14 protein-coding genes are annotated in these 15,066 nt (G+C 71.6%); 12 read left to right on the top strand and 2 right to left on the bottom strand.

Going from position 1 to position 15,066, the window contains the following annotated elements; all coding sequences use genetic code 11:
- Window positions 1–287: 287 nt before the first annotated feature.
- Window positions 288–1,007 carry a PadR family transcriptional regulator gene (locus tag ACYVOO_RS07830; protein WP_461014892.1) on the bottom strand — a complete coding sequence of 240 codons (720 nt, stop codon included), beginning with the start codon at window positions 1,005–1,007 and terminating at the stop codon, window positions 288–290.
- Between the two features lie 144 nt (window positions 1,008–1,151).
- Here ACYVOO_RS07830 and ACYVOO_RS07825 point away from each other — a divergent pair, with 144 nt between their 5' ends.
- From ACYVOO_RS07825 to ACYVOO_RS07795, 7 genes are all read left to right on the top strand, one after another.
- Window positions 1,152–2,336, top strand: a complete 1,185-nt coding sequence (locus tag ACYVOO_RS07825) for an LLM class flavin-dependent oxidoreductase (RefSeq protein WP_461014891.1) — start codon at window positions 1,152–1,154, stop codon at window positions 2,334–2,336.
- Window positions 2,337–2,458: 122 nt separating this feature from the next.
- Window positions 2,459–3,394: an alpha/beta hydrolase gene (locus ACYVOO_RS07820; protein ID WP_461014905.1), complete on the top strand. Its 936-nt coding sequence runs from the start codon at window positions 2,459–2,461 to the stop codon at window positions 3,392–3,394.
- Between the two features lie 90 nt (window positions 3,395–3,484).
- On the top strand, window positions 3,485–4,912 hold the full coding sequence (locus tag ACYVOO_RS07815; RefSeq protein WP_461014890.1) for a DUF6421 family protein: 1,428 nt from the start codon (window positions 3,485–3,487) through the stop codon (window positions 4,910–4,912).
- Window positions 4,913–4,962: 50 nt separating this feature from the next.
- Window positions 4,963–5,742: an SDR family NAD(P)-dependent oxidoreductase gene (locus ACYVOO_RS07810; protein WP_461014904.1), complete on the top strand. Its 780-nt coding sequence runs from the start codon at window positions 4,963–4,965 to the stop codon at window positions 5,740–5,742.
- Complete coding sequence (locus ACYVOO_RS07805) at window positions 5,739–6,818, top strand: threonine aldolase family protein (RefSeq protein ID WP_461014903.1); 1,080 nt, start codon at window positions 5,739–5,741, stop codon at window positions 6,816–6,818. The genes ACYVOO_RS07810 and ACYVOO_RS07805 overlap by 4 nt, the downstream gene beginning before the upstream one ends.
- 285 nt (window positions 6,819–7,103) lie before the next feature.
- Window positions 7,104–8,945 carry an asparagine synthase (glutamine-hydrolyzing) gene (asnB, locus tag ACYVOO_RS07800; protein ID WP_461014889.1) on the top strand — a complete coding sequence of 614 codons (1,842 nt, stop codon included), beginning with the start codon at window positions 7,104–7,106 and terminating at the stop codon, window positions 8,943–8,945.
- Between the two features lie 29 nt (window positions 8,946–8,974).
- Window positions 8,975–9,496: a MarR family winged helix-turn-helix transcriptional regulator gene (locus ACYVOO_RS07795; RefSeq protein ID WP_461014888.1), complete on the top strand. Its 522-nt coding sequence runs from the start codon at window positions 8,975–8,977 to the stop codon at window positions 9,494–9,496.
- Between the two features lie 63 nt (window positions 9,497–9,559).
- On the opposite strand, the gene ACYVOO_RS07790 is transcribed toward ACYVOO_RS07795, so the two are convergent.
- A complete protein-coding gene (locus ACYVOO_RS07790) occupies window positions 9,560–10,279 on the bottom strand; it encodes a lysophospholipid acyltransferase family protein (protein WP_461014887.1) in 720 nt (239 codons plus the stop codon).
- A gap of 266 nt (window positions 10,280–10,545) precedes the next feature.
- Here ACYVOO_RS07790 and ACYVOO_RS07785 point away from each other — a divergent pair, with 266 nt between their 5' ends.
- The 5 genes from ACYVOO_RS07785 (at window position 10,546) to ACYVOO_RS07765 (ending at window position 14,984) form a co-directional block, all read left to right on the top strand.
- On the top strand, window positions 10,546–10,959 hold the full coding sequence (locus ACYVOO_RS07785) for a thioredoxin family protein (protein ID WP_461014886.1): 414 nt from the start codon (window positions 10,546–10,548) through the stop codon (window positions 10,957–10,959).
- A gap of 97 nt (window positions 10,960–11,056) precedes the next feature.
- The gene (locus tag ACYVOO_RS07780) at window positions 11,057–11,566 is read left to right on the top strand and encodes a flavin reductase family protein (RefSeq protein WP_461014885.1); all 510 of its coding nucleotides are present in this window, start codon (window positions 11,057–11,059) and stop codon (window positions 11,564–11,566) included.
- A 165-nt stretch (window positions 11,567–11,731) separates the two neighbouring features.
- A complete protein-coding gene (locus tag ACYVOO_RS07775) occupies window positions 11,732–12,517 on the top strand; it encodes an electron transfer flavoprotein subunit beta/FixA family protein (protein WP_453348595.1) in 786 nt (261 codons plus the stop codon).
- Between the two features lie 57 nt (window positions 12,518–12,574).
- Entirely contained in the window at window positions 12,575–13,537 is a 963-nt protein-coding gene (locus tag ACYVOO_RS07770; protein WP_461014884.1) for an electron transfer flavoprotein subunit alpha/FixB family protein, read from the top strand.
- Between the two features lie 163 nt (window positions 13,538–13,700).
- Entirely contained in the window at window positions 13,701–14,984 is a 1,284-nt protein-coding gene (locus tag ACYVOO_RS07765; RefSeq protein WP_461014883.1) for a DUF6986 family protein, read from the top strand.
- Window positions 14,985–15,066: the final 82 nt, after the last annotated feature.

Genomic DNA, 15,066 nt, shown 5'->3' with positions numbered 1-15,066 from the left:
CATCCTGCGACTGGGAAGACACCCCAGCATCCTCACACCGCCGACGCCCTTGCACCCACAGAACTAACGAAAAACTCAGTAGGGCGTGTTGCGGAAGTCCCGCCTGGCCCGCGGGGCCTGGCACGCACGCTCGCTGCGTTGTCGGGATCACCCGAGTACGCCCGGTACGAGGGCGACCCTCCGCCTTGCGATCGCACGCACCAGACCCCGCGGGCCCCGCCCTCCGGGCGGACGGCGCTACTTCCGCAACACGCCCTAGCGGTCCGCGCCGCCGCGGTCCCGCTCCGTCACCCGTCCGTGGGCGCGGTGTCCGCGGGGGTGTCCGCGCCGGTATCCGCACGGTCGCCCTCCGTCGGCGCCCGCGCGCCGGGAGGGTGCGGCTCCGCCAGGTCCGCGAGCATCGCCTCGGCCAGCTCCAGCTCGGCCAGTTGGTGCCGCTCGCTCCAGCGCAGCGCGATCCGCGGATGCCGCCAGCCCTCGCCCGTCGCACCCGTTCCCCCGCCCGTCGCACCGGTGCCGTCGCCCGTTCCCCCGCCCGTCGCGTCGTGCGCGTCCGCGCGGGCCAGCGCGTCCCGTATCTCCTTCAGCTCGGCCCGTGTGCGTTCCATGTGTTCGCGTACGCGCGTGGCCAGGCGCTCGGGCTCCGCGAGGTGGCCCAGCCAGATCCGCAGCACCAGCGGGTGCTTGAGGACGGGCGGCCCCGGTTCGCTCGTGTCCGCCCAGCGTGCCAGCGCGGCGCGGCCCGCCGCCGTGATCGCGTAACGGCGTTTGGCGCGGGGCTCGTCGGGCTCTGAGCGGCGCGAGGAGGCGTAGCCGAGGCCCTCCAGGCGGCGCAGTTCGGCGTAGATCTGGCTGATCGCGGGCGACCAGTAGAAGAAGCGCAGCGAGGCGTCGGCCCACTTCTTCAGGTCGTAGCCGGTGCGTTCGCCGGGGAAGGAGAGCAGGCCGAGCATGGCCCAGGCGGTCGGCGGGAGTTCGGCTTCGGGGCGTCGGCGCTGTCGTCGCATGCCTTGCCTTCTGTAGACCTGACGGTTAGTCATATGGCTAACCGAAACAGCCGGAGTCTTCAAGGGATCCGGCCGTTCCGCCGATCCCCGACCGCCGCCCGGCCGGGCACGCGGCGTTCCGGATTCCGGCAGGAGGTGGCATGGGTGAAGTTCTCCATGATCTTCGAGGCGCAGCTCGCCGACCCGACCGTCGAGCGTGAGCACCAGCTCTTCAGGGACAGCGTCGAGCAGGCCGTCCTCGCCGAACGGATGGGGTTCGACGGGATCTGGGCCGTCGAGCACCACTCCCTCAAGTGGTACGCGCACATGTCGGCCCCGGAGATCTTCCTGACGTGGGTGGCCGCGCGGACCAGCACCCTGCGCATCGGGCACGGCGTCGTCTGCATGCCGTTCCGCTTCAACCACCCGGCCCGCGTCGCCGAGCGCGCGGCCACCCTCGACCTGCTCTCCGGCGGACGCCTCGACCTCGGCGCGGGACGCGGCGGCACGCTCCAGGAGACCTCCCTGTGCGGCGTCGACAGGGAGCGCACCGCTCAGGAGGTGGAGGAGGCGCTGCGGATCATCGGGGCCGCCTGGCAGCGGGACGAGCTGGAGCACCACGGCGAACTCCTCGACATCGACCCGCACCCCGTGCTGCCCCGCCCCGCGCAGGCCCCGCACCCGCCGCTCTTCCTCGCGTGCAGCCGCGAGGAGACGCTCGCACGCGCTGCGCGGCTCGGCGTCGGCGCGCTGGTGATGGGCTTCGCGGGGCCCGAGTCCGTCGCGCGCATGCGCCGTACCTACGACGCGGCGAGGGCGGAGCGCGACAGCGCGCACTTCGTCTCGACCGAGGTCAACGACCACTTCTCGGTGCTCTGCCCGACCATCGTGCTCGACGACCCGGAGCGGGCGCGCAGCGTCGGGGTGCGGGGGCAGCGGTTCTTCGCGCAGTCCATCGGCCACTGGTACGGCGGCGGGGGAGTGCCCGACGAGGCCGTGGTGGAGGGCGCCGATGAGGCGGCCGGGATGCGCGCGGCCGAGGAGCTGATGGTGGCGAGGCTGCACGAGCAGGACATCCCCGTACGCCCCAGCTCCACCGCCACCTTCCAGGCCGACCACGCGTACGGAAGCGCCGAGGACGCGGTCGCGTACGTGGAACGGCTGCGCGAAGCGGGCGCGGACGAGATCATGTGCCTGATCCAGATGGGCACGGTGCCGCAAGAGGCGTGCATGGAGACCATCCGGCAATGGGGCGAGAAGGTCATCCCGCGCTTCCGCGACGACGGCCCCCGCACTTCCGTGACAGTGCGCAGCACGCCGGACACCACCCACGAAGGAGCGCACCCGTGACCGACGACCCCGTGCACCCTCCCGCCTCCCCGGCCCCCGTACGGGCCGCCCCCATGTCCGCCTCCGTCCCCGTCCACGCGCCGCGCGCCCCCGCCCGCCTCGCACCCGAGGCGCGCCCCCTCATGGAGGCGCTGGCCGCCGTCTTCCCGGACGTCGGCGGCGCAGTCACCGACGCCGTCGAGGCCCGCCGCGTGCTCGCGCGGGCCCCACGCCCGCCCTTCGAGCCCCCGCCCGTGCGCGAGGTCACCGACCGCACGGTGCCAGGGCCCGAGGGCGCGCCCGCGCTGCCCGTGCGGATCTACCGCCCGTTCGCTGAGGGCCCCCACCCCACCGTGGTCTTCTTCCACGGCGGCGGCTGGGTGCTGTGCGACCTGGACACCCACGACGGCACCGCGCGCTCCATCTGCCGGGAGGGCGGCGCCGTGGTCGTCTCCGTCGACTACCGGCTCGCCCCCGAGGTCCGCTTCCCCGCGCCCGTGGAGGACGCCTACGCCGCCGTGTGCTGGGCCGCCCGGCACGTCGGCGAGCTGGGCGGCGACCCCGGAGCGCTGGTCGTCGCGGGCGACAGCGCGGGCGGCAACCTCGCGGCGGCCAGCACTCTCGTCGCCCGCGACAGGGGCGGCCCGGCCCTCGCGCTCCAGGCGCTGATCTACCCGGCGACCGACACGGCCGTGGACACGGAGTCGCACCGCGCGAACGCGAAGGGGCACTACCTCACGGCCGAGGCGGTGCGCTGGTTCGGGGAGCAGTACTTCGGGCCCGACGGCGACCGCGACCACCCCTATGCCGCACCCCTGCGCGCCGATCTGACGGGCCTGCCGCCCGCGTACGTGATCACGGCGGGCTGCGATCCGCTGTGCGACGAGGGCAGCGCCTACGCGGCGAAGCTGCGGGAGGCCGGCACCGAGGCGAGCGAGGCGTACTTCCCAGGGATGTTCCACGGCTTCTTCGGCTTCGGGGAACTGCTCGCCGAAGCCCGTGAGGCCCAGCGGGGACTGGGAGAAGCCGTCGCCGGAACGGTCTCCGGCCGGAAGATTGACGGTGAAACCCCGGGGTGACGTGAACATTCTCCTGTGGTCTCCCCTTGAGCGAGAAGCCTCGCGTGGTTACGGTTCTTCCACGCGAGGTTCTCCTGTGGAGGGGTAGTCATGACGGAAATTCTTTCGCCCGAGGGTGCGAAGGGCGGACTTTCGTCCGTCAACGGCTCTGGTGGCCACAGCCCCGCCGAGCCCGTGGTGGCCGGGCACCCCGCCTGGACAGCCCTGAAGACGGCCGTGGAGGCGATCCGCCCGGCCCAGTCCAAGGACGGCTCCATCGACTTCGAGGCCGAGGACGCGCCGTCGCGCGCCGCGATAGAGGCCGAGCTGGAGCGGGTCCGTACCGCCGTCGCCGAGCTGGCCCCGCTGCTGCCGCACGACGCCGCGTACCACGAGGCGCTGCTGGCCGATCTGCGCCGCTGGGCCGACGAGGGCTTCGGCGTCCCCGACTTCCTCGACTCGCTGCTCGCCTTCCAGCCCGCGCAGCGGCGCGAGGACGGCCTCACGCACCTGGTCGTCTTCCCGATGTACACGCAGAACGGCAACCCGGACCGCAACCTGGAGGCCGTCGTGCTGCGCATGGTGTGGCCGGACTGGCTCGCCGAGGTGGAGCGCACCCGCTACGACAACCCGATGTTCTGCGGCATCACCTTCGAGGACTTCACCTCCGGCTACGACACCAACTCCGCCGTCCTCTTCCCGGAGACGATCGCCGTGCGCGAGGCGCCCGAGCGCTTCTCCTGGGGCGGCATCTTCTGCGACCGCGAGGCCGCGCGCTTCCGCCGCGTCGTGGAGGCGGCCCGCGAGGTGACCAGCCTGGAACTGCCCGAGGAGGCGCGCGGGCTGCTGGCCGACCAGGAGCGCTGCCAGGAGACCTTCGTGCTGTGGGACCTGATCCACGACCGCACCCACAGTCACGGCGACCTGCCCTTCGACCCGTTCATGATCAAGCAGCGGCAGCCGTTCTGGATGTACGGGCTCGAAGAGCTGCGCTGCGATCTGACCGCCTTCCATGAGTCGGGGAAGCTGGCCGCCGACGGTTACCCCCAGGGCCGCGACGTGCAGTACGCCGTGCTCCTCGACCGCCTCTTCCGCTTCCCCGTCACGGGCGAGCGCACCCGCAACTACGACGGCCTGGGCGGCCAGCTCCTCTTCGCCTACCTCCACCAGCACGAGGCCCTGCGCTGGACGGACAACAAGCTCACCATCGACTGGGACCGCGCACGCGAGGTGACCGTCTCGCTGCGCGAGGAGATCGAGACGCTCTACCGCGCGGGCATCGACCGCCCCAAGCTGGTGCACTGGTTCAAGGCGTACGAGCTGGTCTCCACGTACCTCTCCCCGCACCCCGGGTCCACCTGGGCCAAGGGCCCCGACGCGCTCGACCTCTCCCTGCCGCCCCGCAAGCTGGTGGACGAGGTGCTGCCGGACGAGTTTCCGCTGAGCATGTTCTACGAGGCACTCGCGAAGAAGCTCCGCGGCGTGATCGCATCGACCAAGGGCATCACGGCCGAGAGCCCCACCCTGGCCGCCGCGTGAGCGGAGCACAGGGGCGGGCGCAGCACGAGGAGGCGACGGGCATGACCGGCATGACGGACACCACGGAGCAGGGCTACCAGGGCAACGGGAACGGACGGCTCGAAGGAACGGTCGTCGCCGTCGCGGGAGCGGCGGGCCCGGCGGGGCAGGCGACGCTGCTGCGGCTGGCGGAGGAGGGCGCCAAGGTCGTCGCGGCCGACGCGGACGCCAAGCGCCTCGCGCAGGCCGTGGACGCGGCCCGGTTCGCGCACGGCGGCGCGACCGTCACCGGCGACACCGTGGACCTGCTCGACCTGGCGGCGACCCGCGAGTGGGCGGACCGCACCGAGAAGGAGTTCGGCCGTATCGACGGGCTCGTCCACCTCGTGGGCGGCTGGCGCGGCTCGTCCACCTTCGCCGAGACGGACCTGTCCCACTGGGACACGCTGCACGACCTCCTCGTGCGCACCGTCCAGCACACATCCCTCGCCTTCCAGAGCGCGCTGGAGCGCAGCGGCAACGGCCGCTATCTGCTGACCAGCGCGGCGGGCGCGGGCAGGCCGACGTCGGGCAACGCGGCCTACGCGGCGGCCAAGGCGGCGGCCGAGGCATGGACGCTGGCGCTCGGTGACGCCTTCCGCAAGGCTGGGGGCGAGGCCGGACCGCCCGCCGCGGCTGCCATCCTGGTGGTCAAGGCACTGGTGAACGACCAGATGCGGGCCGACCGCCCGAACGCCAAGTTCGCGGGCTTCACGGACGTCAAGGAGCTGGCCGAGGCCATCGCCGGGACCTGGAGCAAGTCCGCCGAGGAAGTGAACGGAAACCGCCTGTGGCTGACGCCGAAGCCCTGAACCCGCCGTCCGGCACCGAAGCACGCCGCCGCCACGACCCCGCCGTCCGTGGCTTCGCCAGCGACAACTACGCGGGCGGCCACCCCGAGATCATGGCCGCGCTCGCCCTCGCCAACGGCGGCCACCAGACCGCCTACGGGGGCGACGCGTACACCGCGCACCTCCAGCAGGTCGTGCGCAGCCACTTCGGCCCGCACGCCGAGGCGTTCCCCGTCTTCAACGGCACCGGCGCCAACGTCGTCGCGCTCCAGGCGCTCACCGACCGCTGGGGCGCCGTGATCTGTGCCGAGTCCGCGCATATCAACGTGGACGAGTGCGGTGCGCCCGAGCGCGTCGGCGGCCTGAAGCTGCTGACGGTGCCGACGGAGGACGGCAAGCTCACGCCCGAGCTGATCGACCGCGAGGCGTACGGCTGGGACGACGAGCACCGCGCGATGCCGCAGGTCGTCTCCCTGGCCCAGAACACCGAACTGGGCACCCTCTACACGGTGGAGGAGATCCGCGCCATCTGCGCCCACGCGCACGAGCGCGGCATGAAGGTCCACATGGACGGCGCGCGCATCGCCAACGCCGCCGCCGCGCTGGACGTCCCCATGCGCGCCTTCACCTACGCGGCGGGCGTGGACATCCTCTCCTTCGGCGGCACCAAGAACGGCATGCTCTTCGGCGAGGCCGTCGTCGTGCTGGACCCGGAAGCGGCGGGCCCGGCGATGCGGCACCTGCGCAAGCTGTCCATGCAGCTCGCCTCCAAGATGCGCTTCATATCGGCGCAGTTGGAGGCGCTGCTCGCCGGTGATCTGTGGCTGCGCAACGCGCGCCACTCCAACGCCATGGCGCAGCGCCTCGCGGAGGGCGTGAAGGCCGTCGACGGGGTGGAGATCCTGTACCCCGTCGAGGCCAACGCGGTCTTCGCGCGGCTCCCGCACGACGTGAGCGAGCGGCTGATGAAGCGCTACCGCTTCTACTTCTGGGACGAGGCGGCCGGGGACGTGCGCTGGATGTGCTCCTTCGACACGGCCGAGGAGGACGTCGACGGCTTCCTCGCGGCGCTGCGCGAGGAGATGACGGCAGGGTAAAAACGTCGCCAATCGCCGGAGCAAAATCCGTGTAAGAGGAACGGAAAGGCCCGCACAAGACCGCAGGACACAGGGGCGCCACCCGGGACACCGGGTGGCGCCCCTGTGTGTGCGCCTGGCGTGAACCCGGCGCCGCGTGTTTCACGGACGACATCCCCGTGAAAACATCCTGATACATAGGTGCCCGATACATATGACTTTTGGTCAAGCATGCGTTACGGACGGTGGCAAGGAAGCCGCCCGTCACATGCGCGAAACACCGGGGTCGGAATCGGAGGAGAGAACATGTGCGGAATCGCCGGATGGGTCTCGTTCCAGCGGAACCTGGCGTCCGAACAGGAAGCCGTCGACGCCATGACCGAGACGATGGCCTGCCGCGGCCCCGACGACCGCGGTACCTGGATCGAGGGCCCCGCCGCCCTCGGCCACCGCAGGCTGGCCATCATCGACCTGCCCGGTGGACGCCAGCCCATGAGCTACGAGACGCCCGACGGGCCCGTCGCGATGGTGTACTCGGGGGAGGCGTACAACTTCACCGAGCTGCGCAAGGAGCTGGCCACCAGGGGCCACCGCTTCACCACGGACTCCGACACGGAGGTGGTGCTGCACGGGTACCTGGAGTGGGGCGAGGCGATAGCCGAGCGGCTCAACGGCATGTACGCGTTCGCCATCTGGGACAGCCGTGAGCACAAGCTTGTGATGATCAGGGACCGGATGGGCATCAAGCCCTTCTACTACTACCCGACCGACGACGGCGTCCTCTTCGGCTCCGAGCCCAAGGCCATCCTCGCCAACCCCCTCGCCCGCCGCGAGGTCGGCCTCAGCGGTCTGCGCGAGCTGTTCGCGTTCGTCAAGACGCCAGGCAACGCCGTGTGGGAGGGCATGCGCGAGGTCGAACCCGGCACCGTCGTGACCGTCGGCAAGGGCGGCATCCGTACGCACGTGTACTGGAAGCTGGAGACCGCGCCGCACCCCGACGGCCAGGAGGAGTCGGTCGCGCACGTGCGCACCCTCCTCGACGACATAGTGCGCCGTCAGCTCGTCGCCGACGTCCCCCGCTGCACCCTCCTCTCGGGCGGCCTGGACTCCTCGGCCATGACCGCGCTGGCGGCCCAGCAGCTCGGCGCGGTGGGCGAGACCGTGCGCAGCTTCGCCGTGGACTTCGTGGGCCAGACGGAGAACTTCGTCGCCGACGAACTGCGCGGCACCCCCGACACCCCCTTCGTGCACGACGTGGCGCGCGACTCGGGCACCGAGCACCAGGACATCGTCCTGAACTCCGGCGAACTGGCCGACCCCGAGGTGCGCGCCAAGATGATCCGCGCCCGGGACATGCCCGCGGGATTCGGCGACATGGACGCCTCCCTCTACCTGCTCTTCAAGGCCATCAGGCAGCACTCGACGGTCGCGCTCTCAGGCGAGTCGGCCGACGAGGTCTTCGGCGGCTACAAGCAGTTCTTCGACCCGGCGGCCCAGCAGGCGGACACCTTCCCCTGGCTGGTGAAGGTCGCTGAGCACTTCGGCAGCGACGACAGCATCCTCACCGAGACCACCACCAAGGCCCTCGACCTGCCCGGCTACGTCCAGGACAGCTATGCCGAGGCCGTCTCGGGCGTCCAGCGGCTCGAAGGGGAGAGCGACTTCGAGTTCCGGATGCGCAAGATCTGCCACCTCCACCTGACCCGCTTCGTGCGCATCCTCCTCGACCGCAAGGACCGCGCGAGCATGGCGGTGGGCCTGGAGGTCCGGGTGCCGTTCTGCGACCACCGGCTCGTCGAGTACGTCTACAACGCGCCCTGGTCGCTGAAGTCGTTCGACGGCAGGGAGAAGAGCCTGCTGCGCGAGGCGACGGCGGACGTCCTGCCCCGCTCGGTCTACGACCGCGTCAAGAGCCCCTACCCCTCGACGCAGGACCCGCAGTACGCGGTGGCCCTCCAGAACAACGTCAAGGACATCCTGGCCAAGCCGTCGCACCCCGTCTTCGACCTCGTCAGCAGGGAGCGGCTGGAGCAGGCAGCCAAGGTGGACACCCCGCAGATCACCCAGGCGTCCAGGCGAGGTCTGGAACGGGCCCTGGACCTGGCGCTCTGGATGGACATGTACGCACCCGCTATTACACTCGCTTGACCTGATCAACGCGAGTCGACGGGTGGACGATGGGCGGGCGCGAGGATGCGGCACTGGAACTCGTGGTGTCCCTGCACCGCATACTGCGGACCCTGCGCAGGGCCGCGCCCGCTGGGCGGCTCCAGCCGACCCAGCTCATCCTCCTCGCCCTGCTGAAGGAGCTCGGGCCCTCGCGCATCGGCGTACTGGCCGACCGGGTGCCGTGCTCCCAGCCGACGGCGACGGCCGCCATCGTGGACATGCAGTCCGCCGGGCTGGTCCACAGGGAGCCCGACCCCACCGACGGCCGCGCCACCCGCGTCGCCGTCACCGAGGCGGGCACCCGCGCGCTCGCAGACGTGGCACACGGCGAGGCCGAGGCGCTCATGAAGCGCCTCGGCTCGCTGCCGCCCGAGGACGTGGAGAGCGTCCTCGCCATCGGGCGGGTGCTGCGCAGGCTGGCCGAGGCCGAGGTGTCCGACGTCGAGGTGCCGGACGCGGACACAGCCGACGGCGACGCGGCCGACGGCGACGTGGCCGGACGCCCCCCGGTGTCCGGCCCCGGCGCCTGAGCGGGCGCGTCGGCCTGAAACGTCAGCCCGGACCGGTTCGGAACACCGGCCCGGAACGTCGGCTCAGAGCGTCTTGGCCTGAGCGGGCGTGGGTGCCGTGCCGCCCATGTGCGCGGGCACCCACCAGGAGTCCTCCGGCCCCTTGGGCACTCCCGGGTACGCGCGCTGCGCCGCCTCCAGCAGATCGTGCACCCGCTCCCGCAGCCGCTCGGTGACCTTGAACGTCGGCTCGTCGGGCTCGGGGTGCACCGGTTCGCCGACGCGGATGGTGACCGGGAAGTGGTTGCGCCCGAAGTCCCGCTTGTGGCCCTTGGTCCACAGCCGCTGCGTGCCCCACAGCGCCATCGGCACCATCGGCACCTTGGCCTCCTGGGCGAGGCGGGCCGCGCCGGACTTGAAATCCTTGAGCGTGAAGGAGCGCGAGATCGTGGCCTCGGGGAAGACGCCGATGATCTCGCCGGAGCGCAGGGCCTTGAGCGCGTGCCGGTAGGCGTGCTCGCCCTGCGAGCGGTCCACCGGGATGTGCTTCATGGCGCGCATCAGCGGCCCCGACACCTTGTGCCGGAAGACGGAGTCCTTCGCCATGAAGCGCACCAGCCGCTTGGCGGGACGCGCGGCGAGGCCGGTGAAGACGAAGTCGAGATAGCTGATGTGGTTGCTCACCAGCACGGCACCGCCCTTGCGTGGTATGTGCTCGGTGCCCTGGATGTCGAAGCGGAGGTCGAGTGCCTTGAACCAGGTACGCGCGAAGCCGATCACCGGCGGGTAGACGAGATCTGCCATGTCGGGGGGACCCTTCGTGTCGGTGCCTGGGGAAAGGTTCTCCCGCCAGGTGCCCTGAACCTACGCATGCGTAACTTCGGGTTGCCGAAGATGGTTCCCGAAAGACGGAACGATGGCTACCCCGTATCTCGCCTGATCAGGAGATCCTCATCACGCGGTGCCGCCGGGGCACCCGGGAATCCGGGCGCCCGCGCGTGCGCTGCACACGGCGGGGGACGGGCAGAGGACCAGGAGCGACGACACGGGCGCGCGGACGGCGGACGGCCGTGCCCCGGAACGGGAGGGCCAGGGTGCGCACGCGGGACGAGAGCGGGGTTCGCGGCGACGGCGGGGACGAGCGGCGCTGCGACGGCGAAGCCGCCGGAGCGCCGGTACTGAGCGCGGAGACCCTCGGGGTGCAGCGGCTGGGGGAGCGGGCCACGCTGGTGCAGTTCTCCAGCGCGTTCTGCCAGCCCTGCCGCGCCACCCGCCGCACCCTCGAAGAGGTCAGCGCCATGGTCCCCGGCGTCAGCCACGTCGAGATCGACGCGGAGGCCCACCTCGGCCTCGTCCGCGCGCTGGACATCACCCGCACCCCCACGGTCCTCGTCCTCGGCCCCGGCGGACAGATCGTGCGCAGGGCGGCGGGGCAGCCACGCAAGGCGGACGTCATCGCCGCGCTCGGGGAGGCCGTGGCGTGACAGGCCGTGGCGTGATCCGGCTCCCAAACCCTGGCCCTGGCTTGACGGTGCGCACCGCGTATCGTCAGGGTGACGTTATGTGGTCAGGGAACGCGCGGTGAGCGTGCCGAACACCGGGAACGCCACGGGCGCCGACCTGCTGCGCGGCGCCTTCAGGCAGCATGCCGCGGGCGTCGCCGTCGTCACGGCCGCCGCACGGGGGCGGCCCGTGGGCTTTACCGCGACCTCGCTGGCCTCCGTCGCGGCCGAACCGCCGCTGCTCTCCTTCGGCATCGGCACCGGCTCCTCCAGCTGGCCCGTCGTCGCCGAGGCCGGGCACGTGGGCGTGCACGTACTGGGCGAGCACCAGCGGGAGCTGGCCGCGACCTTCGCGCGCAGCGGCGCCGACCGCTTCGCGCCGCCCACCGCCTGGCGCTCGGGGCCCTCCGGGGTGCCCGTGCTGGAGGGGGTCGTGGCGTGGCTGGTGTGCCGGATCGTGGCGCGGGTGCCGGCCGGTGACCACCGGCTCGTGCTGGCCGAGATCGTAGACGGGGATGCCGGGGATTCTTCGGGCGGAGGGCGCCCGTTGCTGTACCACCAAGGGCGCTTCAACGCGCTGCGTGATTGAGTTGACCCCTGTGCACCGGGCGCGTTTCCCCACGTTGGCAAGGTCACAGTTAGCGGTCCTTGATAACGGGGAACCAGCCCAGTGTACTGACGAGTAATATTGTGGACGGCAGCAGCGGTCCACACGGACCGGACCGCCGTAAGACGATGCAGTAGGAGAGCCGGCGTGAGCCTGAGGATCGTTGTCTGTGTGAAGTACGTGCCCGACGCCACCGGCGACCGGCACTTCGCCGAGGACCTGACCACCGATCGCGAGTCGGTTGACGGCCTGCTCTCGGAGCTGGACGAGTACGCCGTCGAGCAGGCTCTCCAGATCGCCGACGAAGCCGACGACGCGGAGATCACCGTGCTCACGGTCGGCCCCGACGACGCCAAGGACGCGCTGCGCAAGGCACTGTCCATGGGTGCCGACAAGGCCGTCCACGTCGAGGACGACGACCTCCACGGCACCGACGCGCTGGGCACCTCGCTGGTGCTGGCCAAGGCGATCGAGAAGACCGGTTATGACCTGGTCGTGTGCGGCATGGCCTCGACGGACGGCACCATGGGCGTCCTGCCCGCGGTCCTCTCCGAGCGGCTCGGCGTGCCGCAGGTGACCCTCCTGTCCGAGGTCTCGGTCACCGACGGCAAGGTCAACGGCCGCCGCGACGGCGACACCGCGACCGAGCACCTGGAGGCCGCGCTCCCGGCCGTCATCTCGGTCACCGACCAGTCGGGCGAGGCCCGTTACCCGTCCTTCAAGGGCATCATGGCGGCCAAGAAGAAGCCGGTGGAGTCCCTGGACCTGGACGACCTGGACCTGGACGGCGACGACTTCGGCCTGGAGGGCGCCTGGACCAAGGTCGACGACGCCACCGAGCGCCCCGCGCGCACCGCGGGCACCGTCGTCAAGGACGAGGGCGAGGGCGGCAAGCAGCTCGCCGAGTACCTCGCGGGCCAGAAGTTCATCTGATCCCGCGTACGCCCGTCCGACCCACAGCCCTTATTTTTCTGGCAGGAGAGCAATCCCATGGCTGAAGTCCTTGTCTACGTCGACCACGTGGACGGCGCCGTCCGCAAGCCGACCCTCGAACTGCTGACCCTGGCCCGCCGCATCGGCGAGCCGGTCGCCGTGCACCTGGGCCCGAACGCCGACGAGGCCGCGAAGACCCTCGGCGAGTACGGCGCCGTGAAGGTGCTGGCCGCCGACGCGCCCGAGTTCGCCGACTACCTCGTCGTGCCGAAGGTGGACGCGCTCCAGGCCGCCTACGACGCCGTCTCCCCGGCCGCCGTGCTGGTCCCCTCCTCCGCCGAGGGCAAGGAGATCGCGGCCCGGCTCGCCGTGCGCGTCGGCTCCGGCATCATCACCGACGCCGTGGACCTGGAGGCCGGTGACGAGGGTCCAGTGGCCTCGCAGTCGGTCTTCGCCGCCGCGTTCACGACCAAGTCCCGCGTCACCAAGGGCACCCCGGTCATCACGGTGAAGCCCAACTCGGCCGCGCCCGAGGCGGCCCCGGCCGCCGGCGCCGTCGAGCAGCTCGCCGTCTCCTTCGGCGACGCCGCGAAGGGCACCAAGGTCGTCTCGCGCGCCCCGCGCGAGTCGAGCGGCCGTCCCGAGCTGACCGAGGCCGCGATCGTGGTCTCCGGTGGCCGTGGCGTGAACGGTGCGGAGAACTTCCACATCATCGAGTCGCTGGCCGACTCGCTCGGTGCGGCCGTCGGCGCCTCGCGTGCCGCCGTGGACGCGGGCTGGTACCCGCACTCCAACCAGGTCGGCCAGACCGGCAAGTCCGTCTCGCCGCAGCTCTACGTGGCGGCCGGTATCTCCGGCGCGATCCAGCACCGCGCGGGCATGCAGACCTCGAAGACCATCGTCGCCGTCAACAAGGACGCCGAGGCCCCGATCTTCGACCTGGTGGACTACGGCATCGTCGGCGACCTCTTCGAGGTCGTCCCGCAGCTCACCGAAGAGGTCAAGACCCGCAAGGGCTGACCCCTTCCCACAAGAGATGCCTTGTGCCGCCCCCGTACACGACGTGTGCGGGGGCGTCGCACGTCGGGCCCGGTGGCGGGGAGGTGTTGACCTTCGGGCGGGGCGTGGATAGCTTCGCTATACGAATTGTTGATTCCGCTGAACGGAAAAGAGGGAGCTGAGCGTGAGCGAGCACGGGACGGCGGCCACCAGTCTTGCGAGCACCGTGAGCGAGGGCATCGGAGCCGCCCTGGCCCCTGTGGACGCCGAGTTGGCCCGGCGCTTCCCCGGGGACCCCGGCACCCGTCAGCCGGTCCACACCGTCTACGTTCCGGGCGACGCCGTCACCGAGGACACCGTCCGCGAGTGGGGCGAGGCGGCCCTCGCGCTCCTGGACCAGCACGCGCCCGACGCCGCCTCCCTGGCCGCCGTGCTCGGCCTCGGCGACGAGCTGGCGGGCCCCGTGCACGACCGGGTGCGCGCCAAGCTGGAGCGCGAGCCCGTCGAGGACCTGCGGATCGACTTCGAGGACGGCTACGGCCCGCGCCCCGACGCCGAGGAGGACGCCGCGGCGGCCCACGCGGCACGCCTGGTGGCGGCGGCCTGCGGCACCGAGGGCGCGCCCCCGTACATGGGCATCCGCATGAAGTGCATGGAGGCCGCCGTGCGCGACCGCGGCATCCGCACCCTCGACATCTTCCTCACCGGGCTCATGGAGGCGGGCGGGCTGCCCGAGGGGCTCGTCCTCACGCTGCCCAAGGTCACCTATCCCGAGCAGGTCACCGCCTTGGTGCGGCTGTGCGAGGAGTTCGAGAAGGCGCGCGGGCTCGACAACGGGCGCATCGGCTTCGAGATCCAGATCGAGACCACCCAGTCCATCCTTGGCCCCGACGGCAGGGCCACCGTCGCCCCCATGATCGAGGCGGCCGAGGGGCGGGCCACCTCGCTGCACTACGGCACCTTCGACTACAGCGCCTCCTGCGGCGTCAGCGCCGCCTACCAGGCCATGGACCACCCGGCCGCCGACCACGCCAAGGCCGTGATGCAGGTCGCCGCCGCGGGTACAGGGGTGCGCCTGTCGGACGGCTCGACGAACGTCCTGCCCGTCGGCTCCCAGGCGAAGGTCCACGACGCGTGGCGCCTCCACCACGGGCTCGTGCGCCGCTCGCTGGCCCGCGCCTACTACCAGGGCTGGGACATGCACCCCGGGCACCTGCCCACCCGCTACGCCGCCGTCTACGCCTTCTACCGCGAGGGCTTCGAACGGGCCGCGGCGCGGCTGGCCGCCTACGCGGGACAGGCCGGCGGCGACGTCATGGACGAGCCCGCCACGGCCAAGGCGCTGAGCAACTACCTGCTGCGCGGCCTCGACTGCGGAGCCCTCACGGGCGCCGAGGTCGCCCGCCACTCCGGCATGACGCGCGCCGACCTCGACACGCTGACCGGACGCCCGGGCGGCGCGCGGTAGCGGACCCGCGTGCGGTGACGGGCCCGCCGTCCCCCCTGACACGGGCGTCGCGTGTCCTGTGGACAAAGGGCCCGTACGTCAC

It is taken from the genome of Streptomyces daliensis, assembly GCF_054782395.1.
This window is presented reverse-complemented; position numbering and strand designations above follow the sequence as displayed.

Bases quoted from the DNA above. Each gene is read 5' to 3' on its own strand.
- ACYVOO_RS07830 (WP_461014892.1), bottom strand. From the start codon at position 1,007: ATGCGACGACAGCGCCGACGCCCCGAAGCCGAACTCCCGCCGACCGCC.
- ACYVOO_RS07820 (WP_461014905.1), top strand. From the start codon at position 2,459: ATGGAGGCGCTGGCCGCCGTCTTCCCGGACGTCGGCGGCGCAGTCACC.
- ACYVOO_RS07815 (WP_461014890.1), top strand. From the start codon at position 3,485: ATGACGGAAATTCTTTCGCCCGAGGGTGCGAAGGGCGGACTTTCGTCC.
- ACYVOO_RS07810 (WP_461014904.1), top strand. From the start codon at position 4,963: ATGACGGACACCACGGAGCAGGGCTACCAGGGCAACGGGAACGGACGG.
- asnB (WP_461014889.1), top strand. From the start codon at position 7,104: ATGTGCGGAATCGCCGGATGGGTCTCGTTCCAGCGGAACCTGGCGTCC.
- ACYVOO_RS07795 (WP_461014888.1), top strand. From the start codon at position 8,975: ATGGGCGGGCGCGAGGATGCGGCACTGGAACTCGTGGTGTCCCTGCAC.
- ACYVOO_RS07790 (WP_461014887.1), bottom strand. From the start codon at position 10,279: ATGGCAGATCTCGTCTACCCGCCGGTGATCGGCTTCGCGCGTACCTGG.
- ACYVOO_RS07770 (WP_461014884.1), top strand. From the start codon at position 12,575: ATGGCTGAAGTCCTTGTCTACGTCGACCACGTGGACGGCGCCGTCCGC.